The sequence below is a fragment of the Pseudomonas sp. GW822-FHT04H02 genome (assembly GCF_058800645.1).
Map to the genome: position 1 here is coordinate 61,045 of NZ_JBXAMM010000006.1, position 25,427 is coordinate 86,471.

25 protein-coding genes and 1 pseudogene are annotated in these 25,427 nt (G+C 62.9%); 8 read left to right on the forward strand and 18 right to left on the reverse strand.

Annotated elements, in window-relative coordinates; genetic code table 11:
* Positions 1 to 52: 52 nt before the first annotated feature.
* The 5 genes from AC1RMG_RS24960 (at position 53) to AC1RMG_RS24980 (ending at position 7,340) form a co-directional block, all read left to right on the forward strand.
* A complete protein-coding gene (locus tag AC1RMG_RS24960; RefSeq protein WP_011058788.1) occupies positions 53 to 1,885 on the forward strand; it encodes a glucan biosynthesis protein G in 1,833 nt (610 codons plus the stop codon).
* Positions 1,878 to 4,448 carry a glucans biosynthesis glucosyltransferase MdoH gene (mdoH, locus tag AC1RMG_RS24965; RefSeq protein ID WP_011058789.1) on the forward strand — a complete coding sequence of 857 codons (2,571 nt, stop codon included), beginning with the start codon at positions 1,878 to 1,880 and terminating at the stop codon, positions 4,446 to 4,448. The genes AC1RMG_RS24960 and mdoH overlap by 8 nt, the downstream gene beginning before the upstream one ends.
* A gap of 259 nt (positions 4,449 to 4,707) precedes the next feature.
* Positions 4,708 to 5,505 carry a transporter substrate-binding domain-containing protein gene (locus tag AC1RMG_RS24970; RefSeq protein ID WP_019095754.1) on the forward strand — a complete coding sequence of 266 codons (798 nt, stop codon included), beginning with the start codon at positions 4,708 to 4,710 and terminating at the stop codon, positions 5,503 to 5,505.
* A gap of 145 nt (positions 5,506 to 5,650) precedes the next feature.
* On the forward strand, positions 5,651 to 6,613 hold the full coding sequence (locus AC1RMG_RS24975) for an amino acid ABC transporter permease (protein ID WP_011058791.1): 963 nt from the start codon (positions 5,651 to 5,653) through the stop codon (positions 6,611 to 6,613).
* Positions 6,606 to 7,340, forward strand: a complete 735-nt coding sequence (locus AC1RMG_RS24980) for an amino acid ABC transporter ATP-binding protein (protein WP_011058792.1) — start codon at positions 6,606 to 6,608, stop codon at positions 7,338 to 7,340. Before AC1RMG_RS24975 ends, AC1RMG_RS24980 begins: the two co-directional genes overlap by 8 nt.
* Before the next feature lie 49 nt (positions 7,341 to 7,389).
* Here the strand turns inward: AC1RMG_RS24980 and AC1RMG_RS24985 are convergent, their stop codons facing one another.
* The 11 genes and pseudogenes from AC1RMG_RS24985 to ubiE form a co-directional block, all read right to left on the reverse strand.
* Complete coding sequence (locus AC1RMG_RS24985) at positions 7,390 to 8,262, reverse strand: methyl-accepting chemotaxis protein (RefSeq protein ID WP_370059461.1); 873 nt, start codon at positions 8,260 to 8,262, stop codon at positions 7,390 to 7,392.
* A pseudogene (locus tag AC1RMG_RS24990) lies at positions 8,245 to 9,306 on the reverse strand (methyl-accepting chemotaxis protein); the annotation flags it as partial. The pseudogene AC1RMG_RS24990 and the gene AC1RMG_RS24985, both read right to left, overlap by 18 nt.
* 137 nt (positions 9,307 to 9,443) lie before the next feature.
* Positions 9,444 to 10,151: a 16S rRNA (uracil(1498)-N(3))-methyltransferase gene (locus AC1RMG_RS24995; protein WP_125063321.1), complete on the reverse strand. Its 708-nt coding sequence runs from the start codon at positions 10,149 to 10,151 to the stop codon at positions 9,444 to 9,446.
* Complete coding sequence (tatC, locus tag AC1RMG_RS25000) at positions 10,148 to 10,942, reverse strand: twin-arginine translocase subunit TatC (protein WP_011058795.1); 795 nt, start codon at positions 10,940 to 10,942, stop codon at positions 10,148 to 10,150. Before tatC ends, AC1RMG_RS24995 begins: the two co-directional genes overlap by 4 nt.
* Positions 10,939 to 11,397: a Sec-independent protein translocase protein TatB gene (gene tatB, locus AC1RMG_RS25005; RefSeq protein WP_011058796.1), complete on the reverse strand. Its 459-nt coding sequence runs from the start codon at positions 11,395 to 11,397 to the stop codon at positions 10,939 to 10,941. Before tatB ends, tatC begins: the two co-directional genes overlap by 4 nt.
* 10 nt (positions 11,398 to 11,407) lie before the next feature.
* On the reverse strand, positions 11,408 to 11,689 hold the full coding sequence (locus AC1RMG_RS25010; RefSeq protein WP_011058797.1) for a twin-arginine translocase TatA/TatE family subunit: 282 nt from the start codon (positions 11,687 to 11,689) through the stop codon (positions 11,408 to 11,410).
* Between the two features lie 25 nt (positions 11,690 to 11,714).
* Positions 11,715 to 12,047 (reverse strand): phosphoribosyl-ATP diphosphatase, encoded by a 333-nt coding sequence (locus AC1RMG_RS25015; RefSeq protein ID WP_011058798.1) that lies wholly within the window; start codon positions 12,045 to 12,047, stop codon positions 11,715 to 11,717.
* A gap of 1 nt (position 12,048) precedes the next feature.
* Complete coding sequence (hisI, locus tag AC1RMG_RS25020; protein ID WP_011058799.1) at positions 12,049 to 12,441, reverse strand: phosphoribosyl-AMP cyclohydrolase; 393 nt, start codon at positions 12,439 to 12,441, stop codon at positions 12,049 to 12,051.
* 80 nt (positions 12,442 to 12,521) lie between these two features.
* Entirely contained in the window at positions 12,522 to 14,126 is a 1,605-nt protein-coding gene (ubiB, locus tag AC1RMG_RS25025; RefSeq protein WP_041115324.1) for a ubiquinone biosynthesis regulatory protein kinase UbiB, read from the reverse strand.
* Positions 14,123 to 14,746 (reverse strand): ubiquinone biosynthesis accessory factor UbiJ, encoded by a 624-nt coding sequence (locus tag AC1RMG_RS25030; protein WP_011058801.1) that lies wholly within the window; start codon positions 14,744 to 14,746, stop codon positions 14,123 to 14,125. Before AC1RMG_RS25030 ends, ubiB begins: the two co-directional genes overlap by 4 nt.
* Positions 14,746 to 15,516 (reverse strand): bifunctional demethylmenaquinone methyltransferase/2-methoxy-6-polyprenyl-1,4-benzoquinol methylase UbiE, encoded by a 771-nt coding sequence (gene ubiE / locus AC1RMG_RS25035; RefSeq protein ID WP_053148653.1) that lies wholly within the window; start codon positions 15,514 to 15,516, stop codon positions 14,746 to 14,748. Before ubiE ends, AC1RMG_RS25030 begins: the two co-directional genes overlap by 1 nt.
* A gap of 155 nt (positions 15,517 to 15,671) precedes the next feature.
* Here ubiE and AC1RMG_RS25040 point away from each other — a divergent pair, with 155 nt between their 5' ends.
* From AC1RMG_RS25040 to AC1RMG_RS25050, 3 genes are all read left to right on the forward strand, one after another.
* Positions 15,672 to 15,947 carry a polyhydroxyalkanoic acid system family protein gene (locus AC1RMG_RS25040; protein WP_011058803.1) on the forward strand — a complete coding sequence of 92 codons (276 nt, stop codon included), beginning with the start codon at positions 15,672 to 15,674 and terminating at the stop codon, positions 15,945 to 15,947.
* 123 nt (positions 15,948 to 16,070) lie between these two features.
* Complete coding sequence (locus AC1RMG_RS25045; RefSeq protein ID WP_011058804.1) at positions 16,071 to 16,493, forward strand: phasin family protein; 423 nt, start codon at positions 16,071 to 16,073, stop codon at positions 16,491 to 16,493.
* Between the two features lie 10 nt (positions 16,494 to 16,503).
* Positions 16,504 to 17,376 carry a phasin family protein gene (locus AC1RMG_RS25050; protein WP_011058805.1) on the forward strand — a complete coding sequence of 291 codons (873 nt, stop codon included), beginning with the start codon at positions 16,504 to 16,506 and terminating at the stop codon, positions 17,374 to 17,376.
* Positions 17,377 to 17,437: 61 nt separating this feature from the next.
* On the opposite strand, the gene AC1RMG_RS25055 is transcribed toward AC1RMG_RS25050, so the two are convergent.
* From AC1RMG_RS25055 to hslV, 7 genes are all read right to left on the reverse strand, one after another.
* Positions 17,438 to 18,058, reverse strand: a complete 621-nt coding sequence (locus AC1RMG_RS25055; RefSeq protein WP_011058806.1) for a TetR/AcrR family transcriptional regulator — start codon at positions 18,056 to 18,058, stop codon at positions 17,438 to 17,440.
* Between the two features lie 65 nt (positions 18,059 to 18,123).
* A complete protein-coding gene (gene phaC, locus AC1RMG_RS25060) occupies positions 18,124 to 19,806 on the reverse strand; it encodes a class II poly(R)-hydroxyalkanoic acid synthase (protein ID WP_011058807.1) in 1,683 nt (560 codons plus the stop codon).
* A 108-nt stretch (positions 19,807 to 19,914) separates the two neighbouring features.
* Positions 19,915 to 20,775 carry a poly(3-hydroxyalkanoate) depolymerase gene (gene phaZ, locus AC1RMG_RS25065; RefSeq protein ID WP_011058808.1) on the reverse strand — a complete coding sequence of 287 codons (861 nt, stop codon included), beginning with the start codon at positions 20,773 to 20,775 and terminating at the stop codon, positions 19,915 to 19,917.
* A 130-nt stretch (positions 20,776 to 20,905) separates the two neighbouring features.
* Complete coding sequence (phaC, locus tag AC1RMG_RS25070) at positions 20,906 to 22,585, reverse strand: class II poly(R)-hydroxyalkanoic acid synthase (protein ID WP_015633859.1); 1,680 nt, start codon at positions 22,583 to 22,585, stop codon at positions 20,906 to 20,908.
* A 257-nt stretch (positions 22,586 to 22,842) separates the two neighbouring features.
* Positions 22,843 to 23,220, reverse strand: a complete 378-nt coding sequence (locus AC1RMG_RS25075) for a gamma-butyrobetaine hydroxylase family protein (RefSeq protein ID WP_493170483.1) — start codon at positions 23,218 to 23,220, stop codon at positions 22,843 to 22,845.
* A gap of 91 nt (positions 23,221 to 23,311) precedes the next feature.
* Complete coding sequence (gene hslU, locus AC1RMG_RS25080; protein WP_011058811.1) at positions 23,312 to 24,652, reverse strand: ATP-dependent protease ATPase subunit HslU; 1,341 nt, start codon at positions 24,650 to 24,652, stop codon at positions 23,312 to 23,314.
* A 57-nt stretch (positions 24,653 to 24,709) separates the two neighbouring features.
* Entirely contained in the window at positions 24,710 to 25,240 is a 531-nt protein-coding gene (gene hslV, locus AC1RMG_RS25085) for an ATP-dependent protease subunit HslV (RefSeq protein ID WP_003186641.1), read from the reverse strand.
* Positions 25,241 to 25,427 lie beyond the last annotated feature (187 nt).

Consider the following 25,427-nt stretch of genomic DNA (forward strand, 5'->3'; position numbering starts at 1 on the left):
ATATAGATAGCTGGCCGTTGGTTTTTTGATCTGTTTTCGGCGAGGGTTGCTCGTGATTGTTAGTCCCTGTAATGCACCAAACTTGTTTGCCAAACGGTTACGAAACGCACTGGTGACGGGCTCTGCGCTGGTCTGCCTGCTCGGCGCCGGTCAACTCATGGCATTCAATCTGGATGATGTATCGGTCAAGGCCAAGGACCTGGCCGGGCAGAAGTACGAGGCCCCGCGCAGTAACCTGCCGAACGAGTTCCGTGAGATGAAGTTCGCGGATTACCAAAAAATCCGCTTCCTCACCGAAAAAGCCGAATGGGCCGACCAGAAGACCCCGTTCAAGCTGTCGTTCTACCACCAGGGCATGCACTTCGACACACCGGTGAAGATCAACGAGATCAGCGCCAACACCGTTACCGAGATCAAGTACGACCCGAACCGTTTCGATTTCGGCGACGTGAAGTTCGATCCCAAGGCCACCGAGAAGCTCGGCTACGCCGGTTTCCGCGTTCTGTACCCGATCAACAAGGCTGACAAGCAAGACGAGATCATGACCATGCTCGGCGCGAGCTATTTCCGCGTCGTTGGCAAGGGCCATACCTATGGCCTGTCCGCCCGGGGCCTGGCAATCGACACCGCCCTGCCATCCGGCGAGGAATTCCCGCGTTTCAGCGAGTTCTGGATCCAGCAGCCCAAGGCTACCGATAAGCACCTGGTGATCTACGCCCTGCTGGATTCGCCACGGGCCACCGGCGCCTATCGCCTGACCCTGCGGCCGGGCGCCGACACCATTGTCGACGTCAAGGCCCGGGTGTTCCTGCGTGACAAGGTCGGCAAGCTGGGCCTGGCCCCGCTGACCAGCATGTACCTGTTCGGCGCCAACCAGCCGTCGAAGGTCCTCAACTACCGTCGCGAACTGCACGACTCCAGCGGCCTGTCGATCCACGCCGGCAATGGCGAGTGGATCTGGCGCCCGCTGAACAACCCGAAACATCTGGCCGTGAGCAACTTCTCGGTGGAGAACCCGCGTGGTTTCGGCCTGCTCCAGCGTGGCCGCGACTTCAGCCACTATGAAGACCTCGACGACCGCTACGACAAGCGCCCAAGCGCCTGGATCGAGCCCAAGGGCGACTGGGGCAAGGGCACCGTCGACCTGGTAGAGATCCCGACCGCGGACGAAACCAACGACAACATCGTGGCGTTCTGGAACCCGGAAAAGCAGCCTGAGCCAGGCCAGCCGCTGGATTTCGCCTATCGCCTGCACTGGACCATCGACGAAGCCGCCCTGCATTCCCCTGACAGCGCCTGGGTACAGCAGACCCTGCGCTCCACCGGTGACGTCAAGCAGTCCAACCTGATCCGTCAGCCCGACGGCAGCGTGGCCTACCTGGTGGACTTCGAAGGCCCGTCCCTGGCGGCATTGCCGGAAAACGCCGACGTTCGCAGCCAGGTCAGCGTGGGTGACAACGCCGAGCTGGTGGAAAACAGCGTTCGCTACAACCCGGAAACCAAGGGCTGGCGCCTGACCCTGCGGATGAAGATCAAGGACGCGAGCAAGTCCACCGAGATGCGTGCCGCTCTGGTCCGCGACATTGCGCAGCCCGAGCCGGCCAAGGCCTCGACGCCGAACTCCAACTCCTCCATCGCCAAGGCCGACAAGATCGCCGCCAAGCAGCAGGAGAAGAAAGAGAAGGAAGCCGCAGCGGCAGCCGCCAAGCAGGCGCAAGCCCAGCCGGGCAAAGAGGCTAAAGACGCCAAGAACGCCAAGGACAAGGACCACAAAGACGCCAAGCAGCCTGCTGCTGCGGACGCGGCCCCAGCCACACCGGAACCGGTTAAAACGGAGCAAGTCCTGACCGAGACCTGGAGCTATCAGTTGCCTGCCGATGAGTAACTCTCAACTACAGCCAGAGTCTCTTGCCGAGTACCTGGCGCATTTGCCGATGTCGGACCAGCAGCGCGCGGAACTCGCGGGCTGCCAGTCCTTCAGCGAATTGCACCAACGCCTGTCGTCCAGCACCTTCGATGGCCCCACCGATGCCGCCCAGGCCTCGGTGGGCCAGCGCCTGACCCTGAGCACCGCCGCTGAGCTGGAAGAAGCGGAAATGCTCGCGGTGGACGCCGAGGGCCGGGTCTGCCTCAAGGCCACGCCACCGATCCGCCGCACCAAGGTGGTCCCGGAGCCGTGGCGCACCAATATCCTGGTGCGCGGCTGGCGGCGCCTGACCGGGCGTACCAACCCGCCAGCGCCGAAGAAGGACGAACGGGTACTGCCGGCCGCTCGCTGGCGTACCGTCGGTTCTATCCGCCGCTACATCCTGCTGGTGCTGATGCTCGGCCAGACCATCGTCGCCGGCTGGTACATGAAAGGCATCATGCCGTACCAGGGCTGGTCCTTCGTCGACCTGGAAGAGGTCATGCACCAGCCGCTGATGCAGACCGCCCAGCAAGTGCTGCCCTATGCCCTGCAGACCAGCATCCTGATTCTGTTCGGGATCCTGTTCTGCTGGGTCTCGGCAGGTTTCTGGACCGCCCTGATGGGCTTCCTGGAACTGCTGACCGGCCACGACAAGTACCGCATCTCCGGGGCCAGCGCTGGCAACGAGCCGATTCCCAAGGATGCGCGCACCGCACTGGTGATGCCGATCTGCAACGAAGACGTGCCCCGGGTGTTTGCCGGCCTGCGCGCAACCTTCGAGTCGGTGGCGGCCACCGGTGACCTGGACCGTTTCGACTTCTTCGTCCTCAGCGACAGCAACGACAGCGATATCTGCGTGGCCGAGCAGCAGGCCTGGCTGGATGTCTGCCGCGAAGCCAAGGGCTTCGGCAAGATCTTCTATCGCCGCCGTCGCCGCCGAGTGAAACGCAAGAGCGGCAACCTCGACGACTTCTGCCGTCGCTGGGGCGGTGACTACAAGTACATGGTCGTGCTCGACGCTGACAGCGTGATGAGCGGCGAATGCCTGACCAGCCTGGTACGCCTGATGGAAGCCACGCCGGACGCGGGGATCATCCAGACCGCGCCACGGGCCTCGGGCATGGACACCCTGTATGCGCGCATGCAGCAGTTCGCCACCCGGGTCTACGGCCCGCTGTTCACCGCCGGCCTGCACTTCTGGCAGTTGGGGGAATCCCACTACTGGGGGCACAACGCGATCATCCGCATGCAGCCGTTCATCGAGCACTGTGCCCTGGCGCCGTTGCCGGGCAAGGGTGCCTTCGCCGGTGCGATCCTCTCCCACGACTTCGTCGAAGCCGCGCTGATGCGCCGTGCCGGCTGGGGCGTGTGGATTGCCTACGACCTGCCGGGCAGCTACGAAGAGCTGCCGCCGAACCTGCTGGACGAACTCAAGCGTGACCGGCGCTGGTGCCACGGCAACCTGATGAACTTCCGCCTGTTCCTGGTCAAGGGCATGCACCCGGTGCACCGCGCGGTGTTCCTCACCGGGGTGATGTCCTACCTGTCGGCGCCGCTGTGGTTCTTCTTCCTGGTGCTGTCCACGGCCCTGCTGGCGGTCAACACCCTGATGGAGCCGCAGTACTTCCTCGAGCCGCGGCAGCTGTATCCGCTGTGGCCGCAGTGGCATCCGGACAAGGCCATCGCGCTGTTCTCCACCACCATCGTGCTGCTGTTCCTGCCCAAGCTCTTGAGCATCATCCTGATCTGGGCCAAGGGTGCGAAAGAGTTCGGTGGCAAGTTCAAGGTGACCCTGTCGATGCTCCTGGAGATGCTGTTCTCCATGCTGCTGGCGCCGGTGCGGATGATTTTCCACACCCGTTTCGTACTGGCCGCATTCCTGGGCTGGGCCGCGACCTGGAACTCGCCACAGCGTGACGACGACTCCACGCCGTGGAGCGAAGCGGTCAAGCGCCACGGTCCGCAGACCCTGCTGGGCTTCTGCTGGGCGCTGCTGGTGATCTGGTTGAACCCGAGCTTCCTCTGGTGGCTGGTACCGATCGTCGGTTCGTTGATGCTGTCGATTCCGGTGTCGGTGATCTCCAGCCGCGTGGGCCTGGGCCTGAAGTCCCGTGACGAAAGCCTGTTCCTGATCCCCGAGGAATACGCTCCGCCACAGGCGCTGCTGGCAACCGACCAGTACACCCACGAAAACCGCTGGCATGCGCTCAACGACGGCTTTGTCCGGGCCGTGGTGGATCCGCAGCAGAACGCCCTGGCCTGTGCCCTGGCGACCTCGCGCCACACCCAGGCCGAGCCCATCGAGTGGCTGCGTCAGGAGCGTGTACGGCATGCCCTGAAAGTCGGCCCGGCGGCCCTGAACAACAGCGAGCGGCTGGCGCTGTTGAGCGACCCGGTAGCCCTGGGACGCCTGCACGAGCAGGTCTGGAGCGAGGGGCACAGCGAATGGCTGAGCGCCTGGCGCCAGTCGGTGGATGCCGATCCCCATGCACCGCTGCTGCCGTTGCAGCCGCTGAACGCGGCGCCGCAACCGGCCTGAAGCCAACGCCCTTGAGCTCTTGCTCAAGGGCGTTTTGCTTTATGGCGCCAATGGCCGCCTACGCCTTGCCGGAGGCTGTGGCAGCGGCCACCGGTCGCTCCCCCTGAAACAACAAAAATCCTTGTGCAAATGGCCGAGTGCGTTAGCATCGCACCCGCAAATTTCTGCGCGCAATCGACAACGGCCTGCCATTCGAAGCACTCAAGCAGATGACCGCCGTGCGCAGACACCACAATAAAATGGCTTCAGGGGACTTGAGATGAAGAAGTATCTTTCGCTGCTGCTGGCGGGTGCCGCAGCCCTGCTGGCGGTCAACACGGCCCAGGCCGGCGCTATCGACGACGCGGTCAAGCGTGGCACGCTGAAAGTCGGCATGGACCCGACCTACATGCCGTTCGAAATGACCAACAAGCGTGGCGAAATCATCGGTTTCGAAGTCGACCTGCTCAAGGCCATGGCCAAGTCCATGGGGGTCAAGCTGGAGATGGTTTCCACTGGCTACGACGGCATCATCCCGGCCCTGCTGACCGACAAGTTCGACATGATCGGCAGCGGCATGACCCTGACCCAGGAACGCAACCTGCGCCTGAACTTCAGCGAACCCTTCATCGTGGTCGGCCAGACCCTGCTGATCCGCAAGGACCTGGAAGGCACCATCAAGTCCTACAAGGACCTGAACAGCGCCGACTACCGCATCACCTCCAAGCTGGGCACCACCGGTGAGATGGTCGCCAAGAAGCTGATCGCCAAGGCCAAGTACCACGGCTACGACAACGAGCAGGAAGCGGTGCTGGACGTGGTCAACGGCAAGGCCGACGCCTTCATCTACGACGCTCCGTACAACGTGGTGGCCGTCAACAAAGTGGGCAATGGCAAGCTGGTATTCCTCGACAAGCCGTTCACCTACGAGCCCCTGGCCTTCGGTTTGAAGAAGGGCGATTACGACAGCATCAACTTCATCAACAACTTCCTGCACCAGATCCACGAAGACGGCACCTACGATCGCATCCATGACAAGTGGTTCAAGAGCACCGAGTGGCTCAAGGACATGGAATAGGTGTCAGGCAACTGACTTCTGGTTGATCGCGAGCAAGCTCGCTCCTACAGGGCGCATAGCGTTTTTGTAGGAGCGAGCCTGCTCGCGACGATGCCCACCCGGGCTCTGCCGAACCTCCCCGCTGCAAATCGCTGGAACCTGCAAAGTGAACAAACACAAGAAAGCCCAATGGCCCTGGCACGTGCTGACCGTGCTGGTGCTGATCGGTCTGGCTGGCGCGCTGTACTACGCCACCTCGTTGATGTCCTACGAGTGGCGCTGGAACCGTGTCCCCCAGTACTTCGCCTATCAGGCCGAAGAGTCCCAGCGGGCGGCGGAAATCTCCACCGTCGCCGAGGTGGTGCGCCAGGGCGGCAAGGCACAAGTCACGCTGCGCGGTGACTCGGGTGCCGAGCAGCATCTGAGCGTCGATGAAAGCAGCTTGCAGGTGGCTAGCGGCGATGACGTGGCCGAAGGCGATGTCATCGGCGTGACCCGGCACTGGGCCGCGGGCCCGCTGTTGTGGGGCCTGTGGACCACCTTGTGGCTGTCGGTGGTGTCCGGCGTGCTGGGGCTGCTGATCGGCCTGGGTACCGGCCTGTGCCGGTTGTCCAGCAACCCGACCCTGCGCGACCTGTCGACGATCTATGTCGAACTGGTGCGGGGCACGCCGCTGCTGGTGCAGATCTTCATCTTCTATTTCTTTATTGGCACGGTGCTCAATCTGTCCCGGGAGTTCGCCGGGATCGCCGCGCTGTCGCTGTTTACCGGGGCCTATGTGGCGGAAATCGTTCGCGCCGGGGTGCAGTCCATCGCCCGCGGGCAGAACGAAGCCGCTCGCTCCCTGGGGCTCAGCGCGGGCCAGTCGATGCGCCATGTGGTGCTGCCCCAGGCCTTCAAGCGGGTGCTGCCGCCGCTGGCCGGGCAGTTCATCAGCCTGGTCAAGGACACCTCCCTGGTGTCGGTGATCGCCATTACCGAACTGCTCAAGAGCGGCCGGGAAGTCATCACCACGTCGTTCTCGCCATTCGAGATCCTGTTCTGCGTGGCGGGCCTGTATTTGTTGATCAACCTGCCGCTGTCGAAGATGGCCAGCCGGCTTGAACGGAGGCTCGCGCAAAGTGATTGAAGTCCGCGATCTGGTAAAAGTCTTCGACACCCGCGGCCAGGTGGTGCGCGCGGTGGATAACGTCACCACCCAGGTGGCCAAGGGCGAGGTGCTGGTGGTGATCGGCCCGTCCGGCTCCGGCAAGTCGACCTTCCTGCGTTGCCTCAATGGCCTTGAAGAGTTCGATTCCGGCTCGGTGAGCATCGACGGCCTGCAACTGGCCGACCCGAGGACCGATGTGAACGCCTACCGCCGGGAAGTCGGCATGGTGTTCCAGCACTTCAACCTGTTCCCGCACATGACCGTGCTGGAAAACCTCTGCCTGGCGCAGAAGGTGGTACGCAAGCGCGGCAAGCAGGAGCGCGAGGCCAAGGCCCTGGCGTTGCTGGAAAAGGTCGGGATCGCCCAGAAGGCCCACGAGTTTCCTTCGCGGCTTTCCGGTGGCCAGCAGCAGCGTGTGGCCATCGCCCGGGCCCTGGCCATGGAACCCAAGGTGATGCTGTTCGACGAGCCGACCTCGGCCCTGGACCCGGAAATGGTCGGCGAGGTGCTGGATGTGATGAAGACCCTGGCCCTGGAAGGCATGACCATGGTCTGCGTGACCCACGAAATGGGCTTTGCCCGGGAAGTGGCGGATCGGGTGCTGTTCTTCGATCACGGCAAACTGCTGGAAGACGCGGCGCCGCAGGTGTTCTTCGACGCGCCGCAAGACCCGCGGGCCCAGGCTTTCCTGCGCCAGGTGCTGTAAGGCCGGCTCCTGCATTTCCCGGTAGGAGCCGGCTTGCCGGCGAAGCGGCTCAGACCCGGAAACGCCCCACCAGGCTTTGCAGGTGAATCCCCAGCCGCGCCAGCTCGGCGCTGGACGCGGCGGTTTCCTCGCTGGCCGATGACGTCTGTTCAGACACATCCCGCACATTCAACACGCTGCGGTTGATCTCTTCCGCCACCGCGCTCTGCTGCTCTGCTGCCGCGGCGATCTGCTGGTTCATCGCCTGGATCGCCGACACGGTACGGGTGATGTTTTCCAGGGAACCACCAGCCCGGCGTGTCAGCTCGACACTGCTGTCGGTCAGGCTGCGGCTGGTATCCAGGGTGCTGGCCACTTGCTGGGTGCCGCTTTGCAGGCCGACGATCAACTCGGCGATCTCTTCGGTGGATTGCTGGGTGCGCTGGGCCAGGCTGCGCACTTCGTCCGCAACCACGGCGAAACCACGCCCGGCTTCACCGGCACGGGCCGCTTCGATGGCGGCGTTGAGGGCTAGCAGGTTGGTCTGCTGGGCCACCGACTTGATGACGTCCAGCACGCTGCCGATCTTGTCGCTCTCTTGCTTGAGGTGGCCCATGGCTTCGGTGGAGTGGCCCACCTCGCTGGCCAGGCGCTCGATCTGGGCAATGGCTTCGTTCACCACGCGATCACCCTCACGGGCCTGCTGATCGGCGGCCACAGCGGCCTCTGAGGCTTCTTCGGCATTGCGCGCGACTTCCTGCACGGTGGCGGCCATTTCGTTCATTGCCGTGGCTACCTGATCGGTCTCGACTTTCTGGCTGTTGACCCCGGCGCTGGTCTGTTCGGTCACCGCGGACAGTTGCTCGGCGGCGCTGGCGATTTGGGTCACTCCGTCGCTGATGCCGCCGATCAGTTCCCGCAGGCTCACCGTCATGCGCTGCATGGCTTTCTGCAGTTGGCCCAGTTCGTCGCGGCGCTCTACGGCGAGGTTCTGGCTCAGGTCCCCGGAAGCCACGCGCTCGGCGGCCTTGAGGGTCTGCTGCAGCGGCTGGGTGATCTGCCGGGTGATGGCCCAGGCGGCGATCAGGCCGAACAGCATGGCCAGCAAGGTGGCGATCAGCAGGGTGCTCTTGGCCTGCGCGGCGTCGCTGTCACGCTTGGTGGTCTGGGCCACGGTCAGCTGCTTGCTCAGGCCCATCAGCCGGTCGCCCTGGGCGGCCATGCGCTTGAGCGCAGCCGCGCTGGCTTCTTCGGCGTCGCTGTAGGCGCTGACGGCCATCCGGTAGGCCTTCAGCGAGTCGCTGGCCTGTTGCAGGTTGGCAACGTGCTGCTCGGGCAGGCGCGAAGGCAGGCTGGTGAGGTTGTTCAGGGCGTTGTCGATGGCGTCCAGCGCCGGCTGCTTGGCCTCGGGCTTGGCGCTGTAGGTGTAGCCGCGTACCTGGAAGCGTGCCTGCTGGATCAGCTTGGACAGGTCGATCACGCTATTGAACTGCGTCACGCTGTCGCCTTGCAGCAGTGAGTTTTCAACCTCCGCGACCCGGGCCACGGCATTGTCCGCGGTGGCGCCAAGCTGGGACCTCGCAGCCTCGCGGTTGGCGGTGGCGCGAGTCATGTCGGCAAAGGCTTTCTGGTATTCGGCCACGGCGTCCAGTTGCTGGTCGACCATGGTGATGCTTTCCGGTTGCTGCAGTTGCGCGCGAGCGTCCTGCAGGCCGTCGTCGAGTTGCTTGAGGAAGTCGTTGACCGCTGCCGGGCCGTGTTCACCGCGGCTCATCTCGTAGTTGAGGCGGGCGATGCGCAGGTCCTTGGTCAGGGCGTAGATAACGGAAATATTGCCCAGTTTGTCGCCCCGGTCGATCACCCGGCCCAGGCCGGTCCAGCCGGTGGCGGTGATCAGCAGGGTCAGGAGCAGTACCAGGCCGAAGCCGATACCCAGCTTGAGGCTGACGCTTACGTTTCCCAGGTTTCTGGCTAGCCAACGGTACATTCTGCGAACTCCCTTTTAGCAATGTGCGCTTAACCATAGGCTATCGGCGGGAGTGGGGGATTCTGTAGCTTGACTGGCTAGTTGCCATTACGACCGTGAGGTCCGGCTGGCCACTTGGCCAGCACGCACATGGGGGCTCAGAACAGGCGCGAAAGCAGGGCGGTGACCGCGGTTTCGACCCGCAGGATGCGTTCGCCCAGTTGCACCGGTTGCAGGCCGGCTTTGCCCAGAAGATCGATCTCGTAGGGAATCCAGCCGCCTTCCGGGCCAATGGCCAGGGTGACGGCCTGGTCCAGCCCGCGAGGGCAGGGCGGATATGGGCCAGGGTGGCCCACCAGCCCCCGGGTGCCAGCGCTGAGGGCCGGCAGGCGGTCTTCGACGAAGGGCTTGAAGCGTTTTTCGATCAGGACGTCGGGCAGCACGGTGTCACGGGCCTGTTCCAGGCCGAGCACCAGGTGTTCGCGAATCGTTTCGGGTTCCAGGAACGGGGTCTGCCAGAAGCTCTTTTCTACCCGGTAGCTGTTCACCAGCACCAGCCGCGGCACGCCCATGGTCGCTATGGTCTGGAACACCCGGCGAAGCATTTTCGGGCGCGGCAGGGCCAGCACCAGGGTCAACGGCAGCTTGGCCGGTGGCGGCTGATCGAGGGTCACTTGCAGTTCGGCTTCAGCAGGCTCCAGGCGCAGGACCTGGGCACTGCCCATCAAGCCGCCAATGCGCCCGACCCGCAGGCTGTCGCCGACCGCCACCCGATGCACGTCCTGCATGTGGGTCAGGCGTCGGTCGCGCAGCACTACCCGGTCGGCCGCAATGAAATCGGCCTCTTCCAGAAGCAGCAGGTTCACGCTTGGGTCGCTGGCGGCTGGTCGTTGTGGTCGTCGGCCGGTTCATCGTCCGGGTGCTCGCCACGTTTGCTGATCAGCCCGCCGAACAGCACGCCGATCTCGAACAGCAGCCACATGGGCACGGCCAGCAGGGTCTGGGAGAAAATGTCCGGCGGGGTGAGGATCATGCCCACCACGAAGCAGCCGATGATCACGTAAGGGCGGATCTTGCGCAGGTACGCCACGTTGACCACGCCTATCCACACCAGCAGGACCACGGCCACCGGGATCTCGAAGGCCACGCCGAAGGCGAAGAACAGGGTCATGACGAAATCGAGGTAGCTGGTGATATCGGTCATCATCTCCACGCCGGCCGGGGTGGCGGCGGCGAAGAACTTGAAGATCAGCGGGAACACCAGGAAGTAGGCGAACGCCATGCCGATGTAGAACAGCAGGATGCTCGACACCAGCAAGGGCACGGCAATGCGCTTTTCATGCTTGTACAGGCCGGGGGCGATAAAGCCCCAGATCTGGTGCAGGATCACCGGGATCGCCAGGAACAGCGAGACCATCATGGTCAGCTTCAGCGGCGTCAGGAACGGCGAGGCGACGTCGGTGGCGATCATCGTCGCGCCGACCGGCAGGTACTGGCGCAGCGGCGTGGAGACGATGGTGTAGATCTGCTGGGTGAAGGCGAACAGCCCGGCGAAGATGATGAAGATCGCCGCTACGCAGCGCAGCAGGCGGGTGCGCAGCTCGGTGAGGTGCGACACCAGCGGCATGTGTTGGTCGTTCTCTGGGATATCGCTCATGGTGCTCGCGGCGGCAAGGTGGAGTCGTGGGGGGCCGTGGTGGCGGGTGTTGCCACTGGGGCTGCGGGCTCTGCGGTCGGTGCCGGTGCCGGTGTCGATGGCAGAGGCGCGGGCACTTCGCTGGCTGGCGGCGCTTCGGCGACCGTAGCGGCGCCTGGCGCGTGAATCGTCTGCTCGGCCACAGGCTCTACCGGAGTCGGTTGCTGCTGGGTCGGGGCGAGGATTTTCCGCGCTTCCTGCTCCAGGGACAGAATGTGCTCGTTGTGCAGTTGCCGGCGGATTTCGTCGGCACCGATTTCACGTTCAACTTCCTGTTTTATCGCGTTGAAGCTGCGCTTGAGGCGCCCGACCCACAGGCCGGCGGTGCGCGCAGCGCCGGGCAGGCGCTCGGGGCCGAGCACCAGCAGGGCCACCAGGCCCACCAGCAGCAGTTCAGAGAAGCTGATACCAAACATTAGTCAGTGCTCACGAGTCTTTGCGGGTCGGCTCTTCGACTTTCTGCGCCTGCACATCGATGGTGTGCGGCTGGTTCAACGGCGCGCTCTGCTGCGGCTGAACCGGTGGCACAGGCTGCGCTGCTGGCGGGACCACGGGTTCGGCAGGCTTTTCGTCGTCATTCATGGCCTTGCGAAAGCCCTTGATCGATTCGCCGACGTCGGTGCCCAGGTTCTTGAGCTTCTTGGTGCCGAATACCAGTACCACGACCACCAGGATGACGATCCAGTGTTTCCAGTCAAAAATGCCCATGCTGCGTTTCCTCTTAGAAAGTTGTTCAGGCGGACGGACGCGAGGCTTTCTCGGCGTGTCCGGACAAACCGAAGCGGCGGTCCAGCTCATCGAGCACGGCCTGGGGATGCTGCCCCAGCTGCGCCAGCATGACCAGGGTGTGGAACCACAGGTCTGCGGTTTCGTAGATCACATCGCTGCAGTCGCCGCTGATGGCGGCGTCCTTGGCGGCGATGATGGTTTCCACCGATTCTTCGCCGACTTTTTCCAGAATCTTGTTCAGGCCCTTGTGGTACAGGCTGGCGACGTAGGAGCTGTCGGCTGCGGCGTCTTTACGCTCTTCCAGCACCTGGGCCAGACGGGTGAGGGTATCGCTCATGTCAGTGTCCTGCAGAATAGATCGCGTGCGGGTCCTTGAGGACCGGTTCGACGGTTTTCCACTCGCCATCTTCATAGACGCGGTAGAAACAGCTGTGGCGGCCGGTATGGCAGGCGATGTCGCCGATCTGCTCAACCATCAGGATGATCACATCGGCGTCGCAGTCCAGGCGCATTTCATGAAGCTTTTGCACGTGCCCGGATTCTTCGCCCTTGCGCCACAGCTTGCCACGGGAACGTGACCAGTAGATGGCGCGATTCTCGGCAGCGGTCAGGCTCAGGGCCTCGCGGTTCATCCAGGCCATCATCAGTACGCGCCCGGTCTTGTGATCCTGGGCGATGGCCGGCACCAGGCCGTCCGCATCCCATTTGATCTGGTCCAGCCAATCTTTCATTTTCGACTCCGACAACCGGGCTCTACCCGCTGGTGACGCCTCGGCGATTTCGACAGTTTGCCAGCAGGTCGCGCCACTGGCTATCGGCGAACGATCAGATACAAACCGACCGCAATCATGATGCCAGCAGGCCAGTGCCCCAGCTCATGCAATGGACCGCCGGCGGCCAGGACCGCGCCACCGCCCAGGTGGGCAGTGCCCAGCAGGCGCAGGAACCAGTCGTCCTTGCGCTTGTGCCAGGGCGCCGGAGGGTCGGCAGCGTGTGGCTGGGACATGCGCTCCAGCAGGTCGCGGGTCATGTTGGCCAGGTGCGGCAACTGTTCGATCTGGCTGTGGATATTGCCGAGCACGGTCTTGGGGCTGACCCGTTCGCGCATCCAGCGTTCGAGGAAGGGTTGCGCGGTGTTCCACAGGTCCAGGTCCGGGTACAGCTGGCGGCCCAGGCCCTCGATGTTGAGCAGGGTCTTCTGCAGCAGTACCAGCTGCGGCTGCACTTCCATGTTGAAGCGCCGAGCGGTCTGGAACAGGCGCATCAGCACCTGGCCGAAGGAAATGTCCTTCAGCGGTTTTTCGAAGATCGGCTCGCACACGGTGCGGATCGCCGCCTCGAATTCGTTGAGCTTGGTTTCCGCCGGGACCCAGCCGGAATCAATGTGCAACTGGGCCACGCGGCGGTAGTCGCGCTTGAAGAAGGCAAACAGGTTGCGGGCCAGGTAGTCCTGGTCTTCCGGGGTCAGGCTGCCGACGATGCCGCAGTCGATGGCGATGTACTGCGGGCTCCAGGGCTGCACGGTGCTGACGAAGATGTTGCCCGGGTGCATGTCGGCGTGGAAGAAGCTGTCGCGGAACACCTGGGTGAAGAAGATCTCCACGCCACGCTCGGCGAGCATCTTCATGTCGGTACGCTGGTCGGCCAGGGTGGCCAGGTCAGTGACCTGAATGCCGTAGATGCGCTCCATCACCAGCACTTTGGGCCGGCACCAGTCCCAGTAGACCTGGGGTACATAGAGCAGCGGCGAGCCTTCGAAGTTGCGCTTGAGCTGGCTGGCGTTGGCCGCCTCGCGCAGCAGGTCGAGCTCGTCGTAGATGGTTTTCTCGTAGTCGCTGACCACGTCCACCGGGTGCAGCAGGCGCGCGTCGGCAGAGAGCTTTTCCGCGGCACGGGCGAGGATGAACAGCCACGCCAGGTCCTGGGCGATGATCGGCTTGAGCCCGGGGCGGATCACCTTGACCACCACTTCTTCGCCGGTCTTGAGCTTGGCGGCGTGCACCTGGGCCACCGACGCCGACGCCAGGGGCTCGATGTCGAAGCGGCTGAACACGTCGCTGATCTTCTTGCCCAACTGCGCTTCGATCAGGGCCACGGACTTTTGCGAGTCGAACGGCGGCACCCGGTCCTGCAGCAGCATCAGCTCGTCGGCGATGTCTTCCGGCAGCAGGTCGCGGCGGGTCGAGAGGATCTGCCCGAACTTGATGAAGATCGGCCCCAGGTCCTGCAACGCCAGGCGCAGGCGTGCACCGCGGCTCAGGTCCAGCGGCTTGCGCGGGAACCAGCGCCAGGGCAGGGCGAAGCGCAGGGCCAGGAGGAACCAGGGCAGGGGCAGGTCGAACAGCAGGTCATCGAGGCGGTAGCGGATCACGACGCGCTGGATGCGCAACAGACGGCGGACGGCAAGCAGCTTCATGCGTTATCGCTTGGGTCAAGGGATCGGGAAAGGCGCTCCAAGCGCGCCTCGAGACGTTCCAGGTCGAGTTTGGCCTGATCCAGCTCACGAAAGCGCGCTTCGGCTTCGCGTTGACCCACCAGGGTCCGCGATTCTTCGGCGAGGAATTCGGCGAGGTTCTGGTTGAGGCTGGCAAATCCTTGCTGATACCAGCGGGCGCGGCTGCGCACATGGCCACTGAACAGCTGGGTGGCCACGGGGCCCAGCCAGCGCGAGAGTTCGTATTCCCAGTCCAGCTCCAGGTCCTGAAGGGTTGCTGCCAGGTCCAGCAGCACGCCGCTATCGCCTTCCAGCTCCACTTCGGGGCCGTGCAGGACCGCGGTCTTGTCCTTGCTCAGGGCCAGGCGCAGCAGGCTCGAGGCCGGTGCGCGCAGGGTGCAGTCCGGGTCCGTGGCCCACTGGCTGGCGAGCATCAGGCCTTCATCGCTGGGCAGGATGAACAGCTGCAGCGCCGGGTTGCGGCATTCCACGGCGATCACCTTGCCATTGAGGTGCTGCAGGCGCGGCAGCGCCGTACTGTCCAGACGCAGCACCCGATTGATGCCGGTCTCGACGCTGGCGAGCAGGCCGCTGAGCAACATCAGGGCTTGATGCCGCGGTGCAGGGCGACGATGCCTGCGGTCATGTTGTGATAGGTCACGCGGTCGAAACCGGCCTCGACCATCATCGACTTCAGGGTTTCCTGGTTGGGGTGCATGCGGATCGATTCGGCCAGGTAGCGGTAGCTTTCCGAGTCGTTGGTGATCAGCTTGCCGGCCAGGGGCATGAAGGCGAACGAGTAGGCGTCGTAGACCTTGGACATCAGCGCGTTGGTGGGCTTGGAGAACTCCAGCACCAGCAGGCGACCACCGGGCTTGAGCACCCGCAGCATGGAGCGCAGGGCGTCTTCCTTGTGGGTCACGTTGCGCAGGCCGAAGGCAATGGTCACGCAGTCGAAATGGTTGTCCGGGAACGGCAGTTTTTCCGCATCGGCCTGGACGAACTCGACGTTGCCGGCCACACCCAGGTCCAGCAGGCGGTCACGACCGACCTTGAGCATGGATTCGTTGATGTCGGCCAGTACCACTTGGCCGGTCGGGCCCACCAGGTGGGAGAAACGCCTGGTCAAGTCACCCGTGCCGCCGGCGATGTCCAGTACGCGATTGCCGGCGCGCACGCCGGACAGCTCGATCGTGAAGCGTTTCCACAGGCGGTGCATGCCACCGGACAGCACGTCGTTCATCAAGTCGTACTTGGCCGCTACCGAGTGGAACACCTCAGCGACTTTTTCCGCTTTCTGGCTTTCAGGAACATTCTTGAAGCCGAAGTGAGTGGTGGGTTCGGCATCGCTGCCTTTGCGCTGATCAGTCATATCGCTGTCACCAAAAGAGAATGCGGGACATTCTAATGCCGGTGGCGGTCTTTGTCTTGGCAAGGCTGAATGTAAGATAGCGATCCGCCGGGACGTTTTGACGCACGCAGGGTCAAGATGCTTCAGGCAAGTCCCGAAACAGCAGGAGACCTTCAATGGCCCGTATTAGTGTTGAACGTGCCCATGGCCTGGGCAAGCAGGCAGCCCGTGAAAAGGCCGACAAACTGGCGCAGAAACTCGCCGATCAATATGGCCTGGAGCCACAGTGGGCAGGCGATACCCTGAACCTCAAGCGCTCGGGCGTCAAAGGCGCGGTGCATGTGGGTGAAGAGTCGATCCGCATCGACGTGGAACTGGGGATGTTGATGTCGGCCATGAGCGGCACCATCAAGTCGGAAATCGAAAAGGCTCTGGACAAGGCTCTGGTCTGAACCGGCTCCTACATGAATTCATGACAGTCGTTAGGGTGCCGATTCTAATTTTTCTCTCTAGGTTGTGCCTCAGGTCCTCTTTCCGAGGGCAGTTCCTCAAACCTTCTGCGCGTGAGGTGCACCATGGCCAAAGTAATTCTGAAGAAAAAAGTTGATGCCCAATCGACTGCTCTGAGTGAAGTCAAATCCTATGCCCGCAAGATCTGGCTGGCAGGCCTGGGGGCCTACGCCAAAGTCGGTCAGGAAGGCAGCGAGTACTTCCAGGAGTTGATCAAGGCTGGTCAATCCGTTGAAAAGAAAGGCAAAAAAGTTGTCACTGAACAACTTGAAGCAGCCAACAGTCAGATAGATGGCGTTAAAGGGGATGTCAGCACTCTTAAAGGCAAAGTCGAAGTGCAGCTGGACAAGGTCGAGAAGGCTTTTGACACGCGCGTCGCCAGTGCCTTGAATCGTATCGGCATTCCGTCTAAACATGACGTTGAGACACTCTCTGCTAAGCTCGATGAGCTGACGGCGTTGCTCGAACGTGTCGCGCGTAAACATTAAGGAGAACGGGATGGCTGGTAAAAAGAATACTGAAAAAGAAGGCAGCTCGTGGATCGGGAAAGTCGAAGAGTACTCCCGTAAAATTTGGCTTGCTGGTTTAGGCGTGTACTCGAAAATCGACTCTGACGGCAGCAAGCTTTTCGAGACATTGGTCAAAGATGGTGAGAAAGCCGAGAAACTGACTAAGAGCGTAGTCGGCAAGAAAGTTGATGCGGCCAAAGATTCCGCAACTTCGGCCAAGTCGCGTATCAGCGACGTCAAGGATCGCGCCCTGGGTAAGTGGGATGAACTGGAAGGCGCTTTCGACAAGCGCTTGAACAGCGCCATCTCGCGTCTGGGCGTGCCTAGCCGCAACGAAGTCAAGGCGCTGCACGACAAGGTCGATACCCTGACCAAGCAGATTGAAAAACTCACAGGTGCCAAGGTTGCGCCGGTTGCAGCCAAAACTGCAGCTGCCAAGCCTGCTGCAAAACCCGCAGCCAAGCCTCTGGCCAAGCCTGCCGCTAAGCCTGTCGCCAAGGCCGCCGCTAAACCCGCAGCCAAGCCGGCCGCGAAAACCGCAGCCGCCAAACCAGCGGCCAAACCGGCTGCCAAGCCTGTAGCGGCCAAGCCCGCTGCCAAGCCAGCAGCCAAGCCCGCGGCGAAAACCGCAGCGGCCAAGCCAGCGGCCAAACCGGCCGCCAAGCCTGCAGTGGCGAAAAAGCCTGTGGCCAAGAAGCCTGTGGCTGCCAAGCCAGCGGCCAAACCAGCAGCCAAGCCCGCTGTCGCGGCCAAGCCTGCAGCCCCGGCCCCGGCCAGCTCGGCGAACTCCGCCGCAGCCCCGAGCCCGGCTGCAACCCCGACTGCCGCGCCAGCTCCAGCGACGCCAAGCAGCCAGTCCTGATCCCATCAGGAACAAAAAAACGCCCGGCCTGGGAAGGCCGGGCGTTTTTTATTGAGGCGTTCTAGCCCTGCTCATCCAGGTAGCGCAGCGCCATCTGTTCGGTGGCCATCTTTGCCGGCGGCAGCAGGTGTGGCGCCACCAGCATCATGATCTGGTAGACCACCAGCCGGACTTCGCCTTCGCGATCGAGAATCCGCTGGTAATCCAGAGAGAACAGCAGGGTCATGGTGATCTGTTCCACCAACTGCCCCAGGGCCTGGGTGCCGCTGACCAGTTGCCCCTGAGCCTTGAGCCGGGCCAGCAACGAGGCCAGGGTGCGTTTCAAGGCATTGAGCAGGTTGCGAATGCCCTTGGCCAGTTTTGGCAGGCGCCCGGCCAGGTTGGACAGGTCCTGAAACAGAAAGCGGTAGTGGGCCAGGCGCTCGACGATCAGGTGCAGGAACAGCCAGTAGTCTTCCGCCGCCAGCTGGACGTCGGACGGTGGGTCCAGCAATGGCGTCAGTTCGTTCTGAAAGCGCTCGAACAGGCCGAGCACCAGCGGCTCCTTGCCATGGAAGTGGTAGTAGAGGTTGCCGGGGCTGATCCCCATTTCATTGGCCACCTCCATGGTGGAGACATTGGGCTCGCCCTTTTGATTGAACAGTTGCAGGGCACATTCGAGTATCCGGTCGCGGGTCTTCATCCTGACTTCTTGTCGGTCCATTGAAGGGGCACGGCTCCGGCGTGGAACCGTGGTGCAAAGTGTCTTCAGCGCACGCGCACGTAGGTGCCGGGCGCAGCCTCCATCGGCGGATAGTTCTGGTTGCCCAGGGTGGTGAGGGTTTCCCGCTGCGCCCCCGAACGCTCCTGGACCCAGGTCAGCCACTGGCTCCACCAGCTGCCGTCCACATGCTCGGCATCGTAGTACCAGGCCCGCGGGTCGCTGCTGAGCTTGCGGTTCTCCACATAGTTGGCCTTGGGATTGCTCGGCGGGTTGAGGATGCTCTGCACGTGGCCGCTGTTGGACAGCACGAAGCGCCGTTCGCCGCCCAGCAGCAGGGTCGAGCGGTAGACCGCGTCCCAGGGCGTGATGTGGTCGTTGATCCCGGCCACGCTGAAGCTGTCCACCGTGACCTTCTGCAAATCGATCGGCGTGCCGCAGACTTCCAGCCCGCCGACATGGCTCAGGGGGTTGTGCTTGAAGAAGTCCAGCAGATCGCCGTGCAGCGCGGCCGGCAACCGGGTGCTGTCGTTGTTCCAGTAGAGAATGTCGAAGACCGGCGGCTCCTTGCCCAGCAGGTAGTTGTTGACCCAGTAGTTCCAGATCAGGTCGTTGGGGCGCATCCAGGCGAACACCTTGGCCATGTCGCGACCGTCCAGTACCCCTTGCTGATAGGAGCGACGCTTGGCCGCTTCGAGGGTCTTCTCGTCGGCGAACAGCGTTGCCGGGCTGTCCATCTGGCTGTCCAGCAGGCTCACCATGTAGGTCGCGCTGGATACCCGGCGCAGCTGGCGCTTGGCCTGCAGATGGCCTTGCAGGGCGGCGATGGTCAGCCCTCCGGCACAGGCTCCCACCAGGTTGACTTCGCGACTGCCGGTAATCGCCCGGGTGACGTTCAGCGCTTCTTCGGCCGCCTCGACGTAGGTCGACAGGCCCCACTCGCGGTGCCGCACATCCGGATTGCGCCAGCTGACCATGAACACCTGCAGGCCGTTTTTCAGCGCGTACTGGACGAAGCTGTTGGTCGGGCTCAGGTCGAAAATGTAGTACTTGTTGATTTGCGGCGGCACGATCAGCAGCGGCTTGGCGTACTGTTTTTCGCTCATGGGGCTGTACTGGATCAGCTCCAGCAATTCATTGCGAAACACCACTGAGCCCGGGGTGACCGCCAGGTTCTTGCCCACTTCGAAGGCGTGCTTGGTCACCTGGCTGGGCAACCCGTTGTTGTGCAGCAGGTCATCCAGCAGGTTGCCGATGCCCCGCACCACGCTGTTGCCCCCGGTGTTGAAGATCTCCTTGAGGGCCAGGGGGTTGAGCAGGGTATTGGAAGGCGCAACGGCATCATTGAGCAGGGAAAAGGCAAAGTGTGCCCGGGCCCGGTCGTCTTCGCTCATGCCGCTGTCGTCGATCCAGTGGCGCACCTGCTTCTGCCAGCTCAGGTAGGCCTGCAGGCCGCGCCGGTAGAAGGGGTTGAGGCTCCAGGCCGGGTCGGCGAAGCGGTTGTCCTTGGGGTTGGTCTTGTGCAGGGTTTCCCCCAGCAGCACACGCCCCAGCTGGCCGCCCAGGGCCAGGGTATGCCGGGCACTGTGCAACGGATTGCGCAGGCTGTGGGCCGCCAGGCTGCGCAAGGTGGAGAACAGATCCCGGCCGCGCAGGCCGGTGATCGCGCTCTGCGCATTGATATACGCGGCGGGTGACGGCAATGAGCCCGTCGCAGGTTTGTCTTGCATGAGTCAACACTCCTTCGTCAAACCACTAACAAGCAGACCAATCCAAGACAGACAACATAGTCGGTCCTGGCCCTTCTTGCGCGCGACGATCCTGTCGACAGGTATCTTTTACTTGGTAGGGCGCACAGGTTCGGGATGCGGGTGCATCACCGCCCTTTGGCGTTCTTCCTGGAGGAACTTCATGATGATCGGGGCGACGGCCTCGGCCCGGGTGATCAGGAACAGGTGGCCATCATCGATGATGTGCAACTGGGCATTGGGTATGCGCCAGGCCAGCATGCGCATGTTGATCAGGGGAATCAGCGGGTCGTCATCGCCGGCCAGCACCAGGGTCGGCTGATGGATCTTGTGCAGCCAGTGAATGCTGGTCCAGCCCAGGCCCGCGAACAGCTGCCAGTAATAGCCGAGCTTGCCGGCCGAGCGCACCTTGGCTGCGTGTTCCGCTGCCAGGCTCGGGTCGCGGCGGAAGGAGCCGCCATAGATCAGCGGCGCGATGCGCATCACATGGGAGGGCTGCACGTAGCGCCGTGGGCTGGCCATCATCCACAGCACCTTGGGTTTGCCCGGGACCATGAACGCCCCGGCCGCGGTGGCGGCCAGCACCAGCTTCTTGCAGCGCTCGGGGTAGTCGTAGGCGAACTGCTGGGCCAGCGCGCCGCCCCAGGACACACCCACTGCATTGACCTGGCCGTAGTCCAGGTAGTCGAGCATCCGCGCGGTCAGCTTGGCCAGCCCGGGAAAGCGGTAGGGCCGGCTCGGCGTGGAGGAGCCGCCGACACCGGGGACATCGAAGGCGATCACCTCGAGGTCCGGATCCAGGGCCTGGACAAAGGGAAACACCAGCTCCAGGTTGGCGCCGATGCCGTTGAAGATCAGCAGCGGCGTCAAGTGCGGCTTGCCTGGGCGTACCGCGGTGCGGATGGTCTGGCCATCCAGGTCGACGGTGCGGAATATGAATGAGTGTGGCATGCCGTAGCCCTGTGAATTAAACCGTCGCAGCCGCCATCCCGGGCGTCCTGCGGATTTCCTGAGGCCGAGCCTCTTGTCAAGAATAGGGCTTGGCGGAGCCTCCTGGCGCCGCCGTGTCGATGGCCGGGGCTCAGCGCTCGTGGACGTAGGTCCCGGGCGCCGCCTCGGCGGCTGCGAACTTCTTGTTACCCAGGCTGGTGGGCGCCGGCTTCAGGTCACCTGAGCGTTCCGCCTGCCAGGCCTGCCAATGCAGCCACCAGGAATCGGTGTGCTTGATCGAGTTTTCCTGCCACTGGTCGGGGCAGGCCGGAATGTCGGTGCTGGTCATGTAGCGTGCCTTGGGGTTGCCAGGCGGGTTGAGGATGCTCTGGATATGGCCGCTGCTGGAGAGCACGAACTCGACGTTGCCGCCAAACAGCTGCGCCGACTTGTAGCAGGACTTCCACGGGGTGATGTGGTCGTTGGTGCCGGCCAGGGAGAAGATATCGGCGGTCACCTGCTTGAGGTCGATCGGCGTGCCGCACACTTCCAGTGCATTGGCGCGCACCAGCGGGTTGTTCTTGAACATTTCGATCAGGTCGCCGTGGAAGGCGGCGGGCAGGCGGGTGGTGTCGTTGTTCCAGAACAGGATGTCGAACACCGGCGGCTCGTTGCCCAGCAGGTAGTTGTTGACCCAGTAGTTCCAGATCAGGTCGTTGGGGCGCATCCAGGCGAACACCTTGGCCATGTCGCGGCCTTCCAGGACTCCGGCCTGATAGGAGTGGCGCTTGGCCGCTTCCAGGGTCTGCTCGTCGACGAACAGCGCTACCTGGGTGTCCAGGGTGGTGTCCAGTACGCTGACCAGCAGGGTCAGGGCGTTGACCTTCTTCTGCCCCAGCGCCGCGTAGTGGCCCAGCAGCGCGGTGCAGGTGATGCCGCCGGAGCAGGCACCGAGCATGTTCACGTCCTTGCTGCCGGTGATCGCGGTCACTACGTCGACCGCTTCTTTCAGGGCTTCGATGTAGGTGGACAGGCCCCATTCGCGCTGGGCCTTGGTGGGGTTGCGCCAGCTGACGATAAAGGTCTGCACGTTGTTGCGCAGGCAGAAGCGCGCCAGGCTCTTGTCCGGGCTGAGGTCGAAGACATAGAACTTGTTGATCTGCGGTGGCACCACCAGCAGCGGGCGCTCATGCACCTGCTCGGTGATCGGCCGGTACTGGATCAGCTCCAGCACGTCATTGCGAAACACCACCGCGCCTTCACTGGTGCCCAGGTTCTTGCCCACTTCGAAGGCGTCCATGTTGACCTGGCTGGGCATGCCGCCGTTGTGCACCAGGTCCTTGGCCAGATGGGACAGGCCGTCCAGCAGGCTCTTGCCGCCGGTTTCGAAGAAGCGCTTGACCGCTGCGGGGTTGGCCGCGCTGTTGGTCGGGGCCATGGCTTCGGTCATCAGGTTGATCACGAAGTGGCCGCGGCTGATGTCCTGCTCGGACAGGCTGCTGTCGTCGATCCAGTCGTGGAGTTCCTTGCGCCACGCCAGGTAGGTTTGCAGGTAGCGTTTGTACAACGGGTTCTGGCTCCACGCGGGGTCGTTGAAGCGACGGTCGTCGCTCTCCGGCTGCAGGGTGGATTTGCCGAACATCACGTTCTTAAGTTCGATGCCGAAATGGGCGACGTGCTTGACGCTGTGGATGGGTTGTTTGATGGCCTGGGCAAGCACCATTCGAGCGGAAGTAAGCAGGTCCTTTCTACGCAAGCCAATGACCGGATTGAGCCCCAGGGTGTTTTCCGAGGCTTGGCGTTTCAGGTCATCGTTATTCTTGTTACTCATCTACGACGCTCCATTGTCCTGAGACGAGTACCGGACCTGCTGTGCAGTCACACAGCACGATGCCAGGTACTACTGCTCGGGTGACCGTTGATTGCGCACCGCTGCTTTTTTGTTCCGAAAGCTCTGCAGGGAACTTGCCAGCTCCATTGGTTACCCGAGTTTAATTTTTTCCGCAAGCAGGCCATTCATTGGCCATACAGCCAAGCATTCAAACAGATGAAATTAGAAAATGCCCTCTAAACCATCGGAGCCTTGAGCTAGAGCATCAGCTTGACGATGGACTCGTTCGGATCGCGGGATTTTCCGGCAGCCTTGAGCTCCGCCAGATAGTCGTTCCACAGCTCGTCCTGGCGCAGCGCCAGTTGGTAGAGGTAGTCCCAGGTGAACAATCCGCTGTCATGACCGTCGTCGAAGGTCAATTTCAGTGCGTACTGGCCCGCCGGTTCAACCTTGGTCAGGCCGACGCCGAGCTTGCCGAATTGCAGGATGGGTTTGCCGTGGCCCTGGACCTCGGCGGAGGGAGAATGCACCCGCAGGAGTTCTGCAGGCAGGTGATAGACCTCGTCCGGCCCGTAAGTCAGGGTCAGGGTTTTCGAGGCTTTGTGCAGGTTGATATCGGTGGGAAGTTTGCTCATGACCTGTAGTCCTTCCGGCAGGAGCCGGCTTGCCGGCGATCGGGGGAGGCCCTATCGCTGGCAAGCCAGTCCCTGCATGGGTGGCGAAGGTTTACAGGATATAACGGGAAAGGTCTTCGTTCTGCGCCAATTCGCCCAGGTGGCTGTTGACGTAGGCGGCGTCGATGCGGATCGGCTCTTCGCTGTGGGCGCTGGCCAGGTCACCGGCACTGAACGACACCTCTTCCAGCAGGCGCTCGAGCAGGGTATGCAGGCGACGGGCACCGATGTTCTCGGTCTTCTCGTTGACCTGCCAGGCGATTTCCGCCAGGCGCTTGATGCCTTCGGGCAGGAACTCGATGTTCAGGCCTTCGGTCTTCAGCAGCTCGCGATATTGCTCGGTCAGCGAAGCGTGCGGCTCGCTGAGGATGCGCTCGAAGTCTTGCGGCGACAGCGCCTTGAGTTCCACGCGGATCGGCAGACGGCCTTGCAGCTCCGGTACCAGGTCGCTGGGCTTGCTCAGGTGGAAGGCACCGGAGGCGATGAACAGGATGTGGTCGGTCTTGACCATGCCCAGCTTGGTGTTGACGGTGCAGCCTTCGATCAGCGGCAGCAGGTCACGCTGCACGCCCTCGCGGGAGACGTCCACACCGCCGGCGTTGCCGCGCTTGGCCACCTTGTCGATCTCGTCGATGAACACGATGCCGTGCTGCTCGACGGCTTCCAGGGCCTTGGCCTTGAGTTCTTCGTCGTTGACCAGGCGGCTGGCTTCTTCGTCGCGTACCAGTTTCAGCGCTTCCTTGACCTTGAGCTTGCGGTTCTTGCGCTTGCCCTTGCCCATGTTGGCGAACAGGCTCTGCAGCTGGTTGGTCATTTCTTCCATGCCCGGTGGCGCGGAAATGTCGACGCCTGCAGCTTCCGCCACTTCGATCTCGATTTCCTTGTCATCCAGCTGGCCTTCGCGCAGGCGCTTGCGGAACAGCTGGCGGGTATTGGAGTCCTGGGCCGGAGCCGCGTCGTCGCTGTTGAAGCCGGTGCGTGCCTGGGGCAGCAGGGCATCGAGGATGCGTTCTTCGGCGGCGTCTTCGGCGCGATGGCGAACCCGGATCATTTCCTGTTCGCGGAACATCTTGATCGCCGCGTCGGCCAGGTCGCGGATGATGGATTCAACGTCGCGGCCCACATACCCGACTTCGGTGAACTTGGTGGCCTCGACCTTGATGAAGGGCGCATTGGCCAGCTTGGCCAGGCGGCGGGCGATCTCGGTCTTGCCGACACCGGTCGGGCCGATCATCAGGATGTTCTTGGGGGTCACTTCAACGCGCAGCTCGGCCGGCAGTTGCATGCGGCGCCAGCGGTTGCGCAGGGCGATAGCGACGGCGCGCTTGGCATCGTCCTGGCCGATGATATGGCGGTTGAGTTCGTGGACGATTTCGCGGGGTGTCATGGACATAGTAGTTGGCGGTCCTCAAGCAAGAATGAATGCCGTGGCGCAAGCGCCGCAACAGGCTTATTCCGCGAGATCCTGCTCCTCGATGGTTTGAGTGTGGTTGGTGAATACACAGATGTCGCCGGCGATGCCGAGTGCGGTCTCGACGATTTCACGGGCCGACAGGTCGGTCTTTTTCAGCAGGGCGCTGGCAGCGGCCTGGGCGTAGGCGCCACCGGAACCCATGGCGATCAGCCCGTCCTCGGGTTCAACCACGTCGCCATTGCCGGTGATGATCAAGGACGCATCCTTGTTGGCCACGGCCAGCATGGCTTCCAGGCGGCTCAGGGAGCGATCGGTGCGCCATTCCTTGGCCAGCTCTACGGCGGCACGGACCAGATGGCCCTGGTGTTTCTCCAGTTGGCCTTCAAAGCGCTCGAACAGGGTGAAGGCGTCGGCGGTGGCCCCGGCAAAGCCGGCGATGACCTGGCCGTGATAGAGGCGGCGGACTTTTTTCGCGTTGCCTTTCATCACGGTGTTGCCGAGAGAAACCTGGCCGTCGCCGCCCATGACGACTTTGCCGTGGCGGCGGACTGAAACGATGGTGGTCAAGGGGGGAGTCTCCACACAGCGGGGCGAAAGTGCCCTGATGGAAACTCATATGGGGGTGGTCGGGCGTTTTTCAACCGGAGGCTGCAGCGAGGGACCGGCGGTCATTGTTGCATGCTGCAAGCGCTTCGCGGGCAGGCCCGCTCCTACGGGGGGCCATGTAGGAGTGGGCTTGCCCGCGATCAATCGC

Coding starts and splice junctions, on each gene's coding strand:
- AC1RMG_RS25010 (WP_011058797.1), bottom strand. CDS start 11,689: ATGGGCATTTTTGACTGGAAACACTGGATCGTCATCCTGGTGGTCGTG.
- tatC (WP_011058795.1), bottom strand. CDS start 10,942: ATGAGCGATATCCCAGAGAACGACCAACACATGCCGCTGGTGTCGCAC.
- AC1RMG_RS25045 (WP_011058804.1), top strand. CDS start 16,071: ATGGCCAAAGTAATTCTGAAGAAAAAAGTTGATGCCCAATCGACTGCT.
- phaZ (WP_011058808.1), bottom strand. CDS start 20,775: ATGCCACACTCATTCATATTCCGCACCGTCGACCTGGATGGCCAGACC.
- AC1RMG_RS25040 (WP_011058803.1), top strand. CDS start 15,672: ATGGCCCGTATTAGTGTTGAACGTGCCCATGGCCTGGGCAAGCAGGCA.
- AC1RMG_RS25015 (WP_011058798.1), bottom strand. CDS start 12,047: ATGAGCGATACCCTCACCCGTCTGGCCCAGGTGCTGGAAGAGCGTAAA.
- phaC (WP_015633859.1), bottom strand. CDS start 22,585: ATGAGTAACAAGAATAACGATGACCTGAAACGCCAAGCCTCGGAAAAC.
- phaC (WP_011058807.1), bottom strand. CDS start 19,806: ATGCAAGACAAACCTGCGACGGGCTCATTGCCGTCACCCGCCGCGTAT.
- AC1RMG_RS24985 (WP_370059461.1), bottom strand. CDS start 8,262: ATGCAGCGCATGACGGTGAGCCTGCGGGAACTGATCGGCGGCATCAGC.
- AC1RMG_RS25055 (WP_011058806.1), bottom strand. CDS start 18,058: ATGAAGACCCGCGACCGGATACTCGAATGTGCCCTGCAACTGTTCAAT.
- ubiB (WP_041115324.1), bottom strand. CDS start 14,126: ATGAAGCTGCTTGCCGTCCGCCGTCTGTTGCGCATCCAGCGCGTCGTG.
- AC1RMG_RS25075 (WP_493170483.1), bottom strand. CDS start 23,220: ATGAGCAAACTTCCCACCGATATCAACCTGCACAAAGCCTCGAAAACC.
- mdoH (WP_011058789.1), top strand. CDS start 1,878: ATGAGTAACTCTCAACTACAGCCAGAGTCTCTTGCCGAGTACCTGGCG.
- tatB (WP_011058796.1), bottom strand. CDS start 11,397: ATGTTTGGTATCAGCTTCTCTGAACTGCTGCTGGTGGGCCTGGTGGCC.
- AC1RMG_RS25030 (WP_011058801.1), bottom strand. CDS start 14,746: ATGTTGCTCAGCGGCCTGCTCGCCAGCGTCGAGACCGGCATCAATCGG.
- AC1RMG_RS24970 (WP_019095754.1), top strand. CDS start 4,708: ATGAAGAAGTATCTTTCGCTGCTGCTGGCGGGTGCCGCAGCCCTGCTG.
- ubiE (WP_053148653.1), bottom strand. CDS start 15,516: ATGACTGATCAGCGCAAAGGCAGCGATGCCGAACCCACCACTCACTTC.
- AC1RMG_RS25050 (WP_011058805.1), top strand. CDS start 16,504: ATGGCTGGTAAAAAGAATACTGAAAAAGAAGGCAGCTCGTGGATCGGG.
- hisI (WP_011058799.1), bottom strand. CDS start 12,441: ATGAAAGATTGGCTGGACCAGATCAAATGGGATGCGGACGGCCTGGTG.
- hslU (WP_011058811.1), bottom strand. CDS start 24,652: ATGTCCATGACACCCCGCGAAATCGTCCACGAACTCAACCGCCATATC.